The sequence below is a fragment of the Mycobacterium sp. genome, from assembly GCF_049281135.1.
Lineage (GTDB): Bacteria > Actinomycetota > Actinomycetes > Mycobacteriales > Mycobacteriaceae > Mycobacterium.
In genome coordinates, this window is record NZ_JBAPRN010000366.1 from 1 (window position 1) to 16,023 (window position 16,023).

Genomic DNA, 16,023 nt, shown 5'->3' on the forward strand with positions numbered 1-16,023 from the left:
GTCCAGCACCGTGTCGCGAACCATCTGCCAGGTCCAGTCGACCTGCTGGGCCCGCCGGCGCGCCTCGAAGTCCCCCGCCTCGGTGAGCACATCCCGGTGTCGCTCGACGGTGTCCCACAACTCTTCCAGCCCAGTGCCTTCCAATGCGCTCATAGTCAGCACCGGTGGACGCCAAAGGGTTTCACGGGGATAGATCAACCGGATCGCCCCGGAAAGTTCGCGCGCGGCCTTGCGCGCCTCCGTCAAGTGATCGCCGTCGGCCTTGTTGACCACCACGATGTCGGCGAGTTCCAGCACACCTTTTTTGATGCCCTGCAGCTGATCGCCAGTGCGCGCGAGCGTCAGAAAGACGAAGGTGTCGACCATGTTGGACACCGCGACTTCGGACTGACCGACACCGACGGTCTCCACCAGGATCACGTCGAACCCGGCGGCCTCCAGCAGCACGATCGTCTCCCGAGTGGCCTTGGCCACGCCGCCGAGCGTGCCCGACGTCGGCGACGGGCGGATGTAGGCGTCCGGATGCGCTGCCAGCTGAGGCATTCGAGTCTTGTCGCCGAGAATCGATCCCCCGGTTCTGGTCGACGACGGGTCGACAGCCAGGACCGCCACGCGATGGCCGCGGCCGATCAAGTGCATCCCGAGCGCCTCGATGGTGGTCGACTTGCCGACTCCCGGCACCCCGGTGATCCCGACATGCAGGGCATTGCCGGCGGCGGGCATCAGCTGCAGCAGCAACTGCTGTGCGCGGTCGCGGTGATCGGCGCGGGTCGACTCGACGAGCGTGATCGCCCGCGGTAGCGCCGAGCGATCGCCGTCGCGCACCGCCGCGGCGAGTTTGTCTATGCTGTCGCCGTTTTCAGTTGCCATCTGGCTACAGGGTGTACCCGTGTCGTTCGGCCAGCTTGTGCAGCAGATCGATCGCGGCGTCCGCAATCACCGTGCCCGGCGGGAAGATCGCCGTCGCGCCCGCCGCGTACAGCTCGTCGAAGTCCCCCGGTGGGATGACACCGCCGACCACCACCATGATGTCGGAGCGACCCACTTCGGCCAGTGCGTCGCGGAGCGCGGGCACCAATGTGAGGTGACCGGCCGCCAGGGAGGACACGCCGACCACGTGTACGTCGTTATCCGCGGCTTGACGGGCGACCTCGTCCGGCGTGGAGAACAGTGCACCGACGTCGACGTCGAATCCGATGTCGGCGAACGCCGTTGCGATCACCTTCTGCCCACGGTCATGGCCGTCCTGCCCCATTTTGGCCACCAGGATCCGTGGCCGCCGACCGTCGGCCTCGGCGAACTTCTCGACTAAGCCGGTGGCGTCAGAGAAGGAAGTCATGTTTCCACCTCCAGCTTCGTCGCGGTAGACCCCGGAGATGGTACGGATCTCGGCTTGATGGCGCCCGTACACCTTCTCGAGCGCGTCGGAGATTTCGCCGACCGTGGCCTTGTGGCGTGCCGCATCGACAGCCAGCGCCAACAGGTTGTTGCCAAGTCCATCCTCACCGGCCCGACCGTGGGCTGCGGCGGCACGAGACAACTCGGCCAGCGCGGCCTCAACTGCCGACTGGTCCCGACTTGCCCGCAGTTCCTCGAGTTTGGCCAGTTGCTCGGCGCGCACCCGGCTGTTCTCGACCTTGAGGACCTCGACCTCTTGATCTTCTTCCACCTGGTACTTGTTGATCCCGATCACCGGCTGGGTACCGGAGTCGATGCGGGCCTGAGTCCGCGCGGCCGCTTCTTCGATGCGCAGCTTCGGAATACCGTCGTTGATGGCCTGGGCCATCCCGCCCGCCTCGGCGACCTCGGCGATGTGTGCGCGCGCCCGCTGCGCGAGTTGATAGGTCAGCCATTCCACGTAGTACGAGCCGGCCCAGGGGTCGATCGGCCTGGTGGTGCCGGACTCTTGCTGCAGGACAAGCTGGGTGTTGCGGGCGATGCGGGCCGAGAAATCGGTGGGCAACGCCAGCGCTTCGTCCAGTGCGTTGGTGTGTAGCGACTGGGTGTGTCCCTGGGTCGCGGCCATCGCCTCGATGCAGGTGCGCGCGACGTTGTTGAACGCGTCCTGAGCCGTCAGCGACCAGCCGGAAGTCTGTGAATGTGTGCGCAGCGACAGCGATTTCGCGCTCTTGGGGTTGAACTCTGCGACCAGCTCGCTCCACAGCAGCCGACCGGCCCGCAGCTTGGCCACCTCCATGAAGAAGTTCATGCCGATGCCCCAGAAGAAGGACAGCCGGGGCGCGAACTTGTCGATGTCGAGCTCGGCGTCCAAGCCCGCCTTGATGTAGTCGACACCGTCGGCAAGTGTGTAGGCGAGCTCCAAATCGGCTGTAGCACCGGCTTCTTGGATGTGATAGCCGGAGATCGAGATGGAGTTGAATTTCGGCATCTTGGCGCTGGTGTAGGCGAAGATGTCGGAGATGATGCGCATCGAGGGCTTCGGTGGATAGATGTAGGTGTTGCGCACCATGAATTCTTTGAGGATGTCGTTCTGGATGGTGCCGGCCAGCTTGTCCGGCGGCACCCCCTGCTCCTCGGCGGCTACCACGTACAGTGCCAGGATCGGCAGCACGGCGCCGTTCATCGTCATCGACACCGACACCGTCGACAGGTCGATTCCGTCGAACAGCTGACGCATGTCGAGGATGGAATCGATTGCCACACCGGCCATTCCGACGTCGCCTTGCACGCGCGGATGGTCCGAGTCGTACCCACGGTGGGTGGCGAGGTCGAAAGCCACCGACAGACCTTTTTGTCCGGCGGCGAGGTTGCGCCGGTAGAACGCGTTGGACTCCGCGGCCGTGGAGAACCCGGCGTACTGCCGGATCGTCCAGGGCTGGTTGACATACATCGTCGGATAGGGGCCGCGGACAAAGGGCGGTTCGCCCGGGAAGGTGTTCAGCGGATATCCGCCGGACTCGACGGCGGCCCGGTCGGCGGCGATGTACACCGGTTTGACGTCGATGTCTTCCGGTGTGTGCCAGACCAGTTGGTCGGGTGTGTACCAGTGCGCGGCAGCAGCCGCCGCAACGTGCTGTTCCACTGCGTCTTCGGTCGGCTGCGCTACGATGCGGTCGCTGTGCAGCGGTACATCGGCGAAGCTGCCTACTACAGGCGTGGTGGTGGTCATCGTGGCTAAGCCCCCAACCGGTCGAGCAGATGTGAAAGAGCCTCCACCGCATTGATTTTCGCGGTCAGAAACTCATCGGGTTGGTGATCTGCGTCGGCCACCGCTTTCTGTGGCCCGGCCAGACAGACATGGGACACCCCCGCGTTGTGGGCCACCTCGACGACTGCGGACGCCTCGGTGCCGTAGCGAGAGTCGGTGCCGCAGAGCACCGCCACCGACGGTGAACCCGCGTCGGTGACCGCTTTGACGACACCGCCGGCATCGACGGTCCCCGGGTTGACCGCCTCGATGCCGCCGGAGGCAAGCAGGTTTGACGCGAATGTCGTACGGATGTTGTGTTCGGCCAGCGGACCCAGCGGCAACAGCAGCGCCTGTGGGCGCGACCCGGTGCGGGCAAGGTAGGCGTCGGAACGGTCGCGCAGCGCTTCGAACTGCGCGGCGTAGCGGATGAGTTTGCCCGCTGCGAGCGGTGAATATGACGAATCACTCTGCGGTAGAGCTGGTTCGGTGAGGTTCGGATATTCGTTGACGCCGGTGATCGCCGTCTTGCGGTGGGCGATGTCGTCGGTACGCCGGGCGGCGATCTCAGCGATCTGGCCGGCGATGTAGTCATGTGCGTGGACGAAGCCGCCGTGCTGCTCGACGGTTTGAAAGGTCTGCCAGGCGTGGTTGGCCAGTTGGTCGGTGAGGTCCTCGACGAACCACGACCCGCCGGCCGGGTCCAGGATCCGGCCGACGTGTGACTCCTCGAGCAGCAGCAGCTGGATGTTGCGGGCCATTCGGCGCGCGAAACTAGCGGCCATGCCGGGGAATCCGCCTTCGATCGCGACGTCGAAGGGGAACACCAGCACGGTGTCCGCGCCGCCGACCCCGGCGCCGAAGGCGGCCAGCGTGGTGCGCAGCATATTCACCCAAGGGTCGCGTTGCGTCATCATCGGCAGCGACGTTTCGGCGTGGACGACGGCCGCACCGTGGTCAGGATCGCCGACAACCTCCGCGACTCGCGCCCACAACCGTCGCAGCGCCCGGATCTTGGCGATCGTCAGGAATTGATCGTCGTCGGCGGCCAGCCGGAAACTGATCTGCGCCAAGGCCTTGGCCACCGGCAGGCCGGATTCGGTGAGCACCCGCAGGTAGGCCACCGCGGCGGCGATGCTGCCGGCGAGCTCCCATGTCGCGTTGGCGCCGAGATTGTGGAACGCGGGCCCGTCGACGGTGATCGCCCGCACACCGTGGTCGTCGGCCAGCCGCATTGCCATGCCGACGACTTCCCGCAGCTCGGGCGCGGGCCGCTCGCTGAGCGCCGCGGTGAGAGGGTCAGCCCCCAGGTCGACCGACAGGATTGCGCGCTGATCGGGCTCGACGCGGCTGACCAATTCGAGCAAGGCATCGCCGGCGGTCTGGTAATCGACGCCGGCATCGAGAATCACCGGGGCCATGCTCAGATAAACGCCTTCGAACACCTTCTCCAGCTGTGCGGGCAATACACCGGACTCCCCCACCCGGACCAGGAGCGCGCTGACACCTTCGGTGAGCGCGGCGAGCACCGCGGAGTTGACCTCCTCCGCCGCCACCCCGGCCACCCGGTTGGCTGGAATGGCCTCGGTGACCCTCCACCCGGACTTGACGTCGCGCAACGCGTCGGCGCCACGCAGGTAGGGCCACTCGCCCGGCAGCGGCGGCTCGGGCAGCTCGTCGAGCGCGGTGTACAGCGCCCGAATCGCGACCGCCTCGTAGGTCGGCGTTTCCAGCATCTGCTCGGGCTCCGGCCCGAGTGCTTCTATTTCAGTGGCGTCTAGCTTCGTGCTCTTGGCCAGGACCCCGGCCACCGCCGTGCGCCATCTGGCGCGGGCCTGCTCGAGATCGGCAGGTTCAGCGGACACATCGACTGACACCGGCGGCTCCTTGTCCCAGTACGTGACAACCCGATAGTGGTCTGTCACCCGACCACCAGGCTAAATGATGCTCGGTGGCGTGACCGCACAACCTGCGGCGACCCGGTCTGACGAGCCACAACGACCCGCTCGAGTGAGGAGTACCTTACTAAGGTAGAGCGGCTAACGTTAGGGCGATCATGCGTACTCGACCGCAGGGCGCAGGCGATCAAACCGGCTCGGTGATTGCGCTTGCTCAGCTGACACCCGGAACGCGGGCAACCGTGGTGGGCACGGCCGCCCAAGCCAACCCAATAGTCGCGAATCGCTTGGGGCAGTTGGGCTTTCGTGCGAACGCCCGCGTCGATGTGATCCGCCGGGCACCGCTTGGTGACCCGACCATCTATCGCGTGCAGGACACCGAGTTGTGTCTGCGCCGCCGCGAGGCGCAGCTCATCGAAGTCGTTCCCGAAGTGGATCCATGACCGCGTGCCATGACGTCACCGACTCCCCGGTTGCCCTGGCCGGCATGCGGCGGGTGGCGTTGGTCGGCAGTCCGAACGCGGGCAAAACCAGCGTCTTCAACCATCTGACCGGGTTGCGCGCCAAGACGGGTAACTACCCGGGAGTAACCGTCGGACGCAGCGTCGGCACCACCACCGTAGACGGTGTCGCGATTGCCGTGGAAGACCTGCCCGGCACCTACAGCCTCGACCCGATCAGCCCGGACGAGCAGGTGGTGACGGACCTGCTGGCCGGCAAGTATCCGGACATCGCCCGGCCGGACGCGTTGGTGTTGGTCGCCGACGTGACCACCCTGCGCCGGTCGATCCTGCTGATCGGCCAGGTGCTCCGGCTCGACCTACCGTGCCTGCTGGCGCTCACCATGGGCGACGAACTGAGCTCCCGCGGCGGCCGAATCGACGTCGAGGCGTTGTCGACGGCGCTGGGCATCCCGGTGGCCGCGGTCGTCGCGAACCATGGGTCGGGAATCGACGACCTGCGGGCCCAGCTGGCGTCCTTCGAGCAGTGGCAACGGCCGCCGGTGCTTCCCCCGCCCGGTCAGGACGCCATCGACGCGTGGGGCCAGTCCGTGCTCGATGCGGCCGATTATGTTGCTCCGCACCCGGATCGGCGCACCCGCCGAATCGACCGGGTGCTGCTGCACCCGCTCTGGGGCACCGTCACCTTCTTCGCGGTGATGTTCTACTTCTTTCAGGTCCTTTTCACTGCCGCGGCCCCACTGCGGGACGGCATCGGCAACGCGCTGACCTGGCTCGGCGGACAGGTCGCCGAGCACGTCGGCAATCCGGTCCTGCGTGGACTCCTCAGCCAGGGAATCATCGGCGGCGTCGGGACCGTGCTGCAGTTCATCCCGCAGATCGTGTTGCTGTTCTGCCTGCTCGCATTCCTGGAGAGCGTCGGCTACATGTCGCGCGCGGCGTTCTTGATGGACCGGGTGATGGCCAGGACCGGGCTGGAGGGACGCGCGTTCGTCGCGATGCTCTCGTCATTTGCCTGTGCGATCCCGGGAATCATGGCGACCCGGACGTTGCCGTCGTCCAAGGACCGGATCGCTACCATCGTCACCGCGCCGTTGATGACGTGCTCGGCGCGGCTGCCGGTGTACACATTGCTGGTCGGCCTGCTGGTGGCACCGGAAATACGGTGGTGGGGACTGAGCGCACAGGGCGTCACGATGTTCCTGCTCTACCTGGGCGGCGGGCTGTCCTCGCTGATCGCAGCGTCGCTGGTCAAGTCGACGATTCTGCGCGGCGATCTGTTGCCGTTCACGATGGAACTGCCGCCCTACCGCCTGCCGTCCCCGAAGGCGATGCTGGCCGCGATGTGGAGCGCAGCCAGGGTGTTCCTGCGTAAGGCGGGAACCATCATTCTGGCCACCTCTTTGGTGTTGTGGGCGCTGCTCAGTCTGCCCGTCCGCGAGGCGCAGACCCGCGGGATGTCCCCGACCGATGCCACCGCATACGTGATGAATCACAGCTACGCCGCCGACGTGGGCCACGCCGTCGAGCCGCTGTTCGCTCCGCTGGGCTTCGATTGGCGGACCGATATCGCTCTGGTCGGATCACTCTCGGCGCGCGAGGTTTTCGTGTCGACCCTGGGCCAGGTGTCGGCGGCCGCGGATCCCGAGGATCCGCATGCAGCGCTGGCCGGCATGACCGACGAGCACGGCCATCGGATTTTCACCGCGCCCACGGTCATCGCGCTGATGGTCTATTTCATGTTCGCGTTGCAGTGCATGTCGACGATCGCGGTGATGCGCCGCGAAACCAATTCGTGGCGCTGGCCCGCCTTCGCGTTCGGCTACATGTTTGTCCTCGCCTGGGTGATGGCGTTCGCCGCGCGCTCGATTGCGATCGGTGTGGGCGCATGATTCCGATCCACGCCACCGCCACCGCCAATCCGCAACAGCTGCGCTGGGTGGTCGCCGAAGACCGGCTGCCGGCCAGAGGCACGGTGCGTCAGGCTCCGGGGCGCCTGGGCGGAATGCTCGACGGCGGGGTAATCGACGAGATTCAGGTCCGCACAGGCGATGTGCTGATCACGCTGCGCGCCGGCAACAGCTGGCGCGAGTTGGGCGACGACGTTCGCGACGCCCTCTGCGACGCGCTGCTGGATCCGGCCGGGTGGCGCGTGGATGCCGCACCCGACGACGACACCGGGCTGGCCGCGATCACCGCCGAGCTGCTCGCCGGACCGATCGGCGCGCTCGCCGAATCACACGGCGGCTCGATCGAATTGGTGTCGGTCGAGGGCGACCACGTGAACGTCCGGTTATCAGGCGCGTGTCGCGGGTGCCCGGCCGCGGCTAGCACTTTGCACGACAAACTGCAGCGTGAGCTGCGGCTGCGATCCGGTCGACACATCACGGTGAACAGCGAGAACAGCTCAGCGCCAGTGCCATTGGGCAGGAAGCTGCTGTCGTTGATCGTCCGCTGACCGGTTGTTCACCGTTGGACCGTAGGCTGCACCCTGTGACGGGCCCCGCCGGCAGCAGAATCGCGGACGCGCTGCGTCCGCTGGGCTCCGCGGTGGCCGTGACCGCGCGTCAGGTCTCCAAGCGTCGGCTGGTGCTCACCGGCGCCGTGATGGTCATCCTGGTCGCGGTCGCGCTGCTTGTTCATCTGCCCTCGGCGATGGAACTGCGGGACTGGTCGACGTCGATGGGGCCGTGGTTCCCGCTGGCGTTTCTGGCCGCGCACATCGTGGTGACCGTGTTGCCGGTTCCCCGTACCGCGTTCACCCTGGCCGCCGGACTGCTGTTCGGTCCGCTGCTCGGCATCGCGTTGGCGGTCACTGCCAGCACTGCCAGCGCGATGATCGCGCTGGTGCTGGTCCGAGCCGCCGGCTGGCAGCTCAGCCGGTTGGTTCGCCATCAGGCAGTCGACAGGGTCGACACCCGTCTGCGCGAGCGAGGCTGGCTGGCGGTCCTCTCGCTGCGACTGATCCCCGTGCTGCCGTTCGCGCCACTGAACTACGCCGTCGGAGCATCCGGCGTGCGGGTGCTGCCCTATGCGCTGGCGACCGTCGTGGGTCTGTTTCCCGGCACTGCGGCCGTGGTGCTTCTGGGTGATGCGCTCACCGGTGACGTCAGCCCACTGCTTTTTCTGGTGTCGCTGAGCACGGGTCTGGTCGGGCTCGCGTTGTTGGCGTACGAGATTCGGCAATACCGGCGACATCACCAAGCCGCGGTGACAGACGTCGACGACGCCCCCGAGGCGGCACTTCGCAGCTGAACGGCGTCCGGTCAGGTTGGATCCGGACCTGCGCGTTTCCGCTTCGAGCATTCCTCGCAATAGGTGCGCATCACATATAGACTGGGGTTCTTAACTATTCATTACGGCAAGCCGGTAGCGACGCGTTCGCTGTTGGTGGTTTTCCGCGTAGCCGACTAGGCAGCTAGTAACCAGCGTGGTGCGAGTCCGGGGAGGCACACGCACAATGAACCCAAAGAACTTGACCGCCGCGGCGGTGATCGCCGCCGGTGTCATCCTGTCAGCAGTGACGAGCGGGTTGGGGCTTGTCAGCGCCACCGCATTGAACCCACCCCCGTCGGCACCAGCCTTCCACCAAGATCCGGGCGGTCCCCCGCCGGGCATTCCGGCCGAGAAATGCTGGAGATACGGGCGCAGCGGGGGCGGAAGCCCCCGAGGCGGGGGCGGTATGCCGGGATACCTGCCGCAGTGTCCCGTTGGCAGCCCACCGCCAGCGGCGCCGGGCTGAGTGCCCGAGTCTGCTGTCGCCGAACCGCGAGCGGGCCGACACCAGAACGGGCAGCAGTTAATCCGATGGCAACATCGTTGCGCGCTGTTGCCGGATTGGTTCGAGCGTTACCTGGGTAGCCGCTGATCAGCAAGGTCAACAGAAAACCTGCACGGGAAGCGAAAGCCGATGAATCTCAAGCGCGCGGCGAGCGCGGCGGCAATCGCTGCCGGCGTCGCCATATCACCACTGATGTCCGGGGTAGGCATTGTCAGCGCAGCGCCGTTGGATCCACCCCCGTCCCCGAGCCAACCGGCACCGGACATGCCGGGCATGAGCATGGCGCCCACGAGCGGGGCCGTCCCGCACAGCGGCGGCGGTGGCCCCCACGGCGGTGGCGGCAGCATGACGGAGACGACCAAAACTCCATGATCTCCTGACCGATCAGCGGCCGGATGCGCCACTAATCGCAGCCCTGCAACAACTCGCGGGCCTCCTGCTCGGTCTTCGACCGACGGTGGCGATCCCGGCAGCCGGCGACCAGCGACTGCCGGTGTGAAGACGAGGGTCACCACGCCCCCAATCCCGCGACCATCAACATCTACGCCGGCACCATGAGGTTGCCGGTGCCGGACAAACCCGTCCCGGTCGTACCGATCGTCATCAGCGCGATCGTGATCACCAACACCCGCTTGCGCCCGAATGCGGTCGCCGAGTGGACCGAAAATGAACCCGCCCACCGGACGCACCACGAAAGCCGCCGCCAAGGTGCTGAAGGTGGCGATCAGATGGACCGCGCTGACGCTGTCGCCGGGGTAAAACACCTGCGCAATTGTGGTGGCGATGTAGCCGCAGACCCCGAAGTCGTACCACTCCATGAAGTTGCCGATCGAGGCGCCCTTGATGGACCGGCGCATCACTTCGGGGTCGGTGACCTGGATCTGGTCCCGGGTCCAGCTACGGCGCCGCCGACTCAGACCAGTAAGCCGGCGCGCCGTGTTCATCAACCGGTCAGATACCCATTACCTGCCGATTCGAAAGCGACAGTGATCAACCCGCACTAACCCGGGTCTGGTCCTTTCCAGGTCAGGGCGGCGTAGGTGGCCAAGAACGCCGCCGCCGGGAGAGCATTCACGAGGCGATCACGAACGCGAACGTGTGCGCCCACCGCGAGCACGAAGTACAGCGTCAGCATCGCCGTGGTGAGGCGCGCCAATGCCGGGATCCGGCCGGCGGCAAGCAGACCGACGACAGAAGCGGCCTTGGCCGCCGGCAGGATCCACCGAATGTTGTGCGGCACACCCAACGTGTCAAGGGCTCTCGCGATCGGCGGCACCGGGATTGCGCATCCAACCGCATCCACGGCCTGGAAGGCCGCAAGGGCCGCATACGTTTTCGGTGACGTCAGACCGCCCACATCACTGCCTCAGTTCGTGCTGCGGCGGCAGGGTGCCCTCCGCCGTCAGACGCGCGTCCGCCTCTGCCTTGGCCACCGCCTGCACGATCGCCGGGTCCGTCTCGGTGGAGAACCAGCCGTCCATGTCCTCGTCGTCGTGCTCTGGCGGCGGGGTGTTGTCGACCGGCGACGGCTCGAACCGAAATACCCCGTCCTGGCCCGGAGTGCCCAGCTGCTTGGCGAAACCCTGCAACGCCGCATTGAAGTCGCTGGGCACCACCCACACTTTGTTGGCATCGCCGCGCGCCATCTCCGGCAGGGTTTGCAGATACTGGTAGGCCAGCATCTCCGGGGTGGGCCGGCCGGCCTTGATCGCGGCGAACGTCTTCTCGATTGCCTTGGCCTGCCCCTGCGCCCGCATGTACGCCGCGGCGCGCTCACCCTGAGCGCGCAGCATCTGAGACTGCCGGCCGGCCTCGGCGGACAGGATCGCGGCCTGCTTGGCGCCCTCAGCGGCCAGGATCTGCGCTTGCTTGGCGCCCTCGGCCTCGGTGATCGCGGCCTGCCGGTTCCCTTCGGCGGTCAGGATCATCGCCCGCTTCTCCCGGTCGGCCTTCATCTGCTTTTCCATCGAGGCCTGAATCGACGGTGGCGGGTCGATGCTGCGCAGCTCCACCCGGGCCACCCGCAGGCCCCACCGGCCGGTCGCCTCGTCGAGCACGCCGCGCAGCTGACCGTTGATCTTGTCGCGGGAGGTCAGGGTCTGCTCCAGCGTCATCCCACCGACCACGTTGCGCAGGGTGGTGGTCGTCAGCTGCTCGACGCCGACGATGTAGTTGCTGATCTCGTAGACAGCCGCCTGCGGAACGGTGACCTGGAAGTACACCACGGTGTCGATGTTCAGGGTCAGGTTGTCCTCGGTGATCACCGGCTGCGGCGGGAACGACACCACCCGTTCGCGGAGGTCGACACGGGCGCGGACCCGGTCGATGAACGGGATCAGCAGGGTCAGCTGCCCGCTGATCGTGCGACTGTAGCGGCCCAGCCGTTCGATCACCGCCGCTTCGGCCTGCGGGATCAGCGTCACCGACTTGGCCACCACGATGATCGCGAACACCACCAACACCGCGAACAACAACAGCCCGGCAGTTGCACCTTGCATGGAATTCTCCTAAAGCTCTCAGAGGTTTACGGGATCCAGACCACCGCAGTGGCCCCATCGATATGCATGACCGTCACGCGTTCGCCGGGTTCGAATACGTCACCCTCATTCAATGGTCTCGCGGTCCATACCTGACCGTCGACTTTGACCTGACCCTCGTCGCGGGCCACGCGATCGAGCACCAGAGCGCTTTTACCCTCTAGCGCCTCGATGCCCGTCGTCAGGCTCTTCGCAGGGGTCAGACGTCGCCGAAGCGCGGGTCGGACCAGCACCAACAGCAGCACCGACACCGCCAGGAAAACCGCGCCATCGGTCCAGATCGGCAGATCGAACAGCCAGCTGGATCCGGCGGCGGCCAACGCGCCACCACCCAGCATGAGCAGGAACATGTCGCCGGTCACTGCCTCCGCACCAGCCAGCCCCAAGGCGACGATCAGCCAGATCACAGGCGCAGACATGCCGTCAGGATATCGCGTGACCGGCCTTGGTCACGGCGAACAACTAGACTGCGAAACCATGTGGTGCCCAAGCGCAACGCTCTCGGTCTGGGCCAATGCCTGGCTTGCCGGCAAGGCCGCGCCCGACGACGTCCTCGACGCGTTATCCTGTTGGGCGCCATCACATTCCGTCACCGCGTATGATGCCGTCGCGGCAGGACACACTGGGCTGCCGTGGCCGGACATCAACGATGCGGGCGCGGTATCGCTGCTGCAGACGTTGCGCACGGCGGCCGGACGGGCCGCCACGGGCACACCGTCGATCAGGGTGGCGCTGCCGGTTCCCGGCGATGTCCGCGGGCTGGCCCCGGGCACGCAGTTCGAGCGTGACGCGCTGGCGGCAGGCGAGGCCGTGATCGTCACGCATCCCGAAGATCCCAGCCTCGCCGTCGGGTTGGTGCCCGAATACGGCTACGACGAATCCGACGACGACGAACTCGTGATCCCCGAGCTGTGCACGCTGTCGTGGACGGTGTACTCGCTGCCCGGCGCCCCGGTGATCGACCACATCGACTTGGGTGAGGCCGAATACACGTTGCGGTCAGCGGTGCGGTCCGCCGCCACTGCCCTGAGCACCATCGGGCTGGGGTCGGCCGGCGTCGACGTCGACGATCCGCGCGGGTTGGTGGAGCAGTTGCTGGAATCCACACGGCAGCATCAGGTTCCCGAACCCGCCCCGTCGCGCGCCTTACGGGTGCTGGAGAACGCGGCACACGTCGACGCGATCATCACGGTCAGCGCCGGACTGTCCCGAATCGGCACGCAGTCGCTGTCCGAGACCCAGATCGCCACCGACGCGCTGCGGCCACTGGCATCGGTCGTGCGGTCGGCGAGAACGGCCGCGCTCAGCGCGATTCTGCACGCCGCGTGGCAGAGCTGACCCGATCGGCGACACAGTGCGGCGGACGGCACGACTCGCCGTTGATGCCCGCCGCGCAACCGGGCACCGGATCCGGCCCGACCACTCGCGCGGGCGCACGGCCGCAACGTAGTTCGTCGATGAGGTCCACCGCGAGCCGAGCGAATCGCGGGTCGGCGTTGGGCGTTGCGGCCCGCGCGAACGCTATGCCCGCCGCGTCGGCCTGTTCGCGCAACTCGGTGTCGAGATCCCACACCACCTCGATATGGTCGGCGACGAAACCGATCGGGCAGACGATGACCGACGTGGTGCCCGTCTCGGTGAGCGCGGCAACATGATCGGCGACGTCTGGCTCCAGCCACGGCACCTGCGGCGGCCCCGAGCGCGACTGCCAGGCCAGGTCGTAGTCGATGTAACCCGCAGCCGCAGCGACAAGCCCTGCGGCATAATGCACTTGGCGGCTGTACAACTTGGGGCCGAGCCGGTCGTCGGCGGCCACCGGTACCGAGTGCGCGGTGAACACCAGCCGTGCATCCTTCGGCACCGTGCGCGCGGCGGTCGCTATGTTGTCGGCGAACATCTCGACGAACAGCGGATGATCGAAATATCGCCGCAGTTTGACCAACTCGGGCGCACCAGGCCCGGCGGCCCGCCTGGCCCGGTCAAGGTCCTCGGAATACTGGGTGCAGCCGGAGTATCCACTCCACGCCGAGGTGGTGAACACCGCCGCGCTCCGAATCCCGTTGTCGCACATGGTGGCAACGGCGTCCTCGACGTAAGGATCCCAGTTCCGGTTGCCGAAATAGACCGGAATGTCCAGCACATCTTGCAGCTGCGCGACCAGATCCCGGTTGATCCCGTTGATCGGCGATACCCCGCCGAAGTGCAGGTAGTGCTGCGCCACCTCGTCGAGGCGTTCCGGCGGCACATTCCGGCCACGGGTAACGTTCTCCAGGAACGGCCGTACCTGCTCCGGGCCTTCAGGCCCGCCGAAGGACAGCAGCAGTACGGCGTCGAAATCCATTAGCGCCTCAGAGCTTTGCTCAAAGAAGTTGCGTGCTGGCGCCGCCGTCGGCGTAGATGATCGACCCGGTGGTGGCCGGCAGCCACTCGGACAGCAGGGCGCACACCGTCTTGGCCACCGGCGTCGGGTCTTTCATGTTCCAGCCGATCGGCGCGCGCTGGTCCCAGCCCTCTTCGAGCAGCTGCATCTGGGCGCCGGCCTCGTCGCCGAGCGCACCGCCGACGATGGCGCTCATCGCCAGGGTCCGGATCGGTCCGGCGGCAACGAGATTCGAGCGCACGCCGTGCTTGCCGGCTTCGCGCGCCACGAACCGGTTGACCGATTCCAGCGCACTCTTGGCCACCGTCATCCAGTTGTACGCCGGCATCGCCCGGGTGGGGTCGAAGTCCATCCCGACGATCGAACCACCCGGGTTCATGATCGGCAGCAGCGCCTTGGCCAGCGAGGCGTACGAGTACGCCGAGATGTGAATGCCTTTGGAGACGTCCTCGTAGGGCGCGTCGAAGAACGGGTTGATACCCATCCCCGTCTGCGGCATGAAGCCGATCGAGTGCACGACGCCGTCAAGCTTGTTGCCCTCGCCGATCTCGGCTGTCACGCGCTCGGCCAGGGTGTCGAGGTGCTTTTCGTCCTGCACGTTGAGTTCGATCAGCGGAGCCTTCTCCGGCAGCCGGTCGGCGATGCGCTGAATCAGCCGCAGCCGGTCGAATCCGGTCAACACCAGCTGCGCGCCCTGTTCCTGGGCCACCTTGGCGATGTGAAATGCGATCGACGCGTCGGTGATGATCCCGCTGACCAGGATCCGTTTACCTTCGAGCAGTCCTGCCATATCCGTCCTTCAATTGTGTAATCGTCAGTGGCCCATACCCATGCCGCCGTCGACCGGGATCACGGCACCGGAGATGTAACTCGCGTCCTCGGACGCCAGGAAGCTGACCACGCCGGCGACCTCGGCGGCGGTACCGACCCGCTTCGCCGGGATGAACTCCAGCGCCCCCTCTTGAATCCGCTCGTCCAGCGCGCGGGTCATGTCGGTGTCGATGTAACCCGGGGCGACCACGTTGGCCGTCACATTCGCCTTGGACAGCTCTCGGGCGATCGAGCGGGCCATGCCGATCACTCCGGCCTTTGAGGCCGCATAGTTGGCCTGGTTGCCGATGCCCCAGCTGCCGGACACCGAACCGATGAAGATCAACCGGCCGAACCGCTTTCGCTGCATGCTGCGCGATGCCCGCTGGACCACCCGGAACGCGCCGGTGAGGTTGGCGTCGATGACCTTTTCGAATCGCTCTTCGGTCATCCGGATGAGAAACGCGTCGGCCGAGACGCCCGCGTTGGACACCACCACTTCGACCGGACCCTGGTGCTCCTCCACCATCTTGAAGGCACGATCCACGGCGTCGTTGTCGGTGACATCACACTCGACGCCGAACAGCCCCTCGGGTGCCCCGGATCCGCGGTGCGTGACCGCCACCTTGTGGCCGTCGGCGGCCAGCCGCTGTGCGATCGCCAGCCCGATCCCCCGGTTTCCGCCGGTGACCAGTACAGAACGGGATACGAATGCGGGCTTGCCGCCGTCGGCTGGGAGGTCAGTGGCCACGTCAGTCACCCCGACAACCTATCGCCTGACCACAGCCGGGCCGAAATCGCCCGACGTTGGTGTGCAACGGAACTAGGTCGGCAACCGCCGATTGATCAGCAATGCCGCCAGCGCGGCCAGCGCCAGCACCAGCGAACCCAACCGCAGCCATCCGACACTGGCATCGCCCTTGATCGTCTCGTAACCGATCTGCTGCTGCAGTGAGGCGTAAACCTGCTTGAGCTCCTGCAAGTTCGACGCGTCGTAGTGGTTGCCAC

14 protein-coding genes and 2 pseudogenes are annotated in these 16,023 nt (G+C 66.4%); 5 read left to right on the forward strand and 11 right to left on the reverse strand.

Features of this window, described 5'->3' with window-relative positions; all coding sequences use genetic code 11:
• The 3 genes from meaB to mutA form a co-directional block, all read right to left on the reverse strand.
• Positions 1 to 870 (reverse strand): methylmalonyl Co-A mutase-associated GTPase MeaB (gene meaB / locus WAN02_RS14650; RefSeq protein WP_422264927.1); only part of this gene is annotated, 870 nt, incomplete at its 3' end.
• 4 nt (positions 871 to 874) lie between these two features.
• Complete coding sequence (gene scpA / locus WAN02_RS14655) at positions 875 to 3,130, reverse strand: methylmalonyl-CoA mutase (protein WP_422264928.1); 2,256 nt, start codon at positions 3,128 to 3,130, stop codon at positions 875 to 877.
• 5 nt (positions 3,131 to 3,135) lie between these two features.
• Positions 3,136 to 5,025, reverse strand: a complete 1,890-nt coding sequence (gene mutA, locus WAN02_RS14660; protein ID WP_422264938.1) for a methylmalonyl-CoA mutase small subunit — start codon at positions 5,023 to 5,025, stop codon at positions 3,136 to 3,138.
• Between the two features lie 179 nt (positions 5,026 to 5,204).
• Between mutA and WAN02_RS14665 the strand changes: the two genes are divergently transcribed.
• From WAN02_RS14665 to WAN02_RS14680, 4 genes are read left to right on the forward strand one after another with little or no spacing between them, the layout of a single operon-like run.
• A complete protein-coding gene (locus tag WAN02_RS14665; protein WP_422264929.1) occupies positions 5,205 to 5,489 on the forward strand; it encodes a FeoA family protein in 285 nt (94 codons plus the stop codon).
• Positions 5,486 to 7,399, forward strand: a complete 1,914-nt coding sequence (gene feoB / locus WAN02_RS14670) for a ferrous iron transporter B (RefSeq protein ID WP_422264930.1) — start codon at positions 5,486 to 5,488, stop codon at positions 7,397 to 7,399. The genes WAN02_RS14665 and feoB overlap by 4 nt, the downstream gene beginning before the upstream one ends.
• Positions 7,396 to 7,965: a NifU family protein gene (locus WAN02_RS14675; RefSeq protein WP_422264931.1), complete on the forward strand. Its 570-nt coding sequence runs from the start codon at positions 7,396 to 7,398 to the stop codon at positions 7,963 to 7,965. The genes feoB and WAN02_RS14675 overlap by 4 nt, the downstream gene beginning before the upstream one ends.
• Before the next feature lie 35 nt (positions 7,966 to 8,000).
• Positions 8,001 to 8,762: a TVP38/TMEM64 family protein gene (locus WAN02_RS14680; protein WP_422264932.1), complete on the forward strand. Its 762-nt coding sequence runs from the start codon at positions 8,001 to 8,003 to the stop codon at positions 8,760 to 8,762.
• Between the two features lie 1,091 nt (positions 8,763 to 9,853).
• Here WAN02_RS14680 and WAN02_RS14685 read toward each other — a convergent pair.
• From WAN02_RS14685 to WAN02_RS14700, 4 genes and pseudogenes are all read right to left on the reverse strand, one after another.
• Positions 9,854 to 10,145 (reverse strand): annotated as a pseudogene (locus WAN02_RS14685) (MFS transporter); the annotation flags it as partial.
• Between the two features lie 143 nt (positions 10,146 to 10,288).
• Positions 10,289 to 10,645 carry a DoxX family protein gene (locus tag WAN02_RS14690; protein ID WP_422264933.1) on the reverse strand — a complete coding sequence of 119 codons (357 nt, stop codon included), beginning with the start codon at positions 10,643 to 10,645 and terminating at the stop codon, positions 10,289 to 10,291.
• A 1-nt stretch (position 10,646) separates the two neighbouring features.
• On the reverse strand, positions 10,647 to 11,786 hold the full coding sequence (locus WAN02_RS14695) for an SPFH domain-containing protein (RefSeq protein WP_422264934.1): 1,140 nt from the start codon (positions 11,784 to 11,786) through the stop codon (positions 10,647 to 10,649).
• 26 nt (positions 11,787 to 11,812) lie between these two features.
• Positions 11,813 to 12,244, reverse strand: a complete 432-nt coding sequence (locus WAN02_RS14700) for an NfeD family protein (protein WP_422264935.1) — start codon at positions 12,242 to 12,244, stop codon at positions 11,813 to 11,815.
• Positions 12,245 to 12,302: 58 nt separating this feature from the next.
• On the opposite strand from WAN02_RS14700, the gene WAN02_RS14705 reads away from it, so the two are divergent.
• Complete coding sequence (locus WAN02_RS14705; protein ID WP_422264939.1) at positions 12,303 to 13,163, forward strand: hypothetical protein; 861 nt, start codon at positions 12,303 to 12,305, stop codon at positions 13,161 to 13,163.
• On the opposite strand, the gene WAN02_RS14710 is transcribed toward WAN02_RS14705, so the two are convergent.
• From WAN02_RS14710 to WAN02_RS14725, 4 genes and pseudogenes are all read right to left on the reverse strand, one after another.
• On the reverse strand, positions 13,129 to 14,166 hold the full coding sequence (locus WAN02_RS14710; protein WP_422264936.1) for a ferrochelatase: 1,038 nt from the start codon (positions 14,164 to 14,166) through the stop codon (positions 13,129 to 13,131). The two genes, WAN02_RS14705 and WAN02_RS14710, sit on opposite strands and share 35 nt — an antisense overlap.
• Before the next feature lie 19 nt (positions 14,167 to 14,185).
• On the reverse strand, positions 14,186 to 14,995 hold the full coding sequence (gene inhA, locus WAN02_RS14715; RefSeq protein WP_422264937.1) for an NADH-dependent enoyl-ACP reductase InhA: 810 nt from the start codon (positions 14,993 to 14,995) through the stop codon (positions 14,186 to 14,188).
• A gap of 24 nt (positions 14,996 to 15,019) precedes the next feature.
• Positions 15,020 to 15,766 carry a 3-oxoacyl-ACP reductase FabG1 gene (gene fabG1 / locus WAN02_RS14720; RefSeq protein ID WP_422264940.1) on the reverse strand — a complete coding sequence of 249 codons (747 nt, stop codon included), beginning with the start codon at positions 15,764 to 15,766 and terminating at the stop codon, positions 15,020 to 15,022.
• 72 nt (positions 15,767 to 15,838) lie between these two features.
• Positions 15,839 to 16,023 (reverse strand): annotated as a pseudogene (locus tag WAN02_RS14725) (hypothetical protein); the annotation flags it as partial.

What these genes read in the sequence shown, in the direction of transcription:
- scpA (WP_422264928.1), bottom strand. Translation starts at nt 3,130, where the DNA reads ATGACCACCACCACGCCTGTAGTAGGCAGCTTCGCCGATGTACCGCTG.
- WAN02_RS14695 (WP_422264934.1), bottom strand. Translation starts at nt 11,786, where the DNA reads ATGCAAGGTGCAACTGCCGGGCTGTTGTTGTTCGCGGTGTTGGTGGTG.
- WAN02_RS14705 (WP_422264939.1), top strand. Translation starts at nt 12,303, where the DNA reads ATGTGGTGCCCAAGCGCAACGCTCTCGGTCTGGGCCAATGCCTGGCTT.
- WAN02_RS14710 (WP_422264936.1), bottom strand. Translation starts at nt 14,166, where the DNA reads ATGGATTTCGACGCCGTACTGCTGCTGTCCTTCGGCGGGCCTGAAGGC.
- inhA (WP_422264937.1), bottom strand. Translation starts at nt 14,995, where the DNA reads ATGGCAGGACTGCTCGAAGGTAAACGGATCCTGGTCAGCGGGATCATC.
- feoB (WP_422264930.1), top strand. Translation starts at nt 5,486, where the DNA reads ATGACCGCGTGCCATGACGTCACCGACTCCCCGGTTGCCCTGGCCGGC.
- WAN02_RS14675 (WP_422264931.1), top strand. Translation starts at nt 7,396, where the DNA reads ATGATTCCGATCCACGCCACCGCCACCGCCAATCCGCAACAGCTGCGC.
- WAN02_RS14700 (WP_422264935.1), bottom strand. Translation starts at nt 12,244, where the DNA reads ATGTCTGCGCCTGTGATCTGGCTGATCGTCGCCTTGGGGCTGGCTGGT.
- WAN02_RS14665 (WP_422264929.1), top strand. Translation starts at nt 5,205, where the DNA reads ATGCGTACTCGACCGCAGGGCGCAGGCGATCAAACCGGCTCGGTGATT.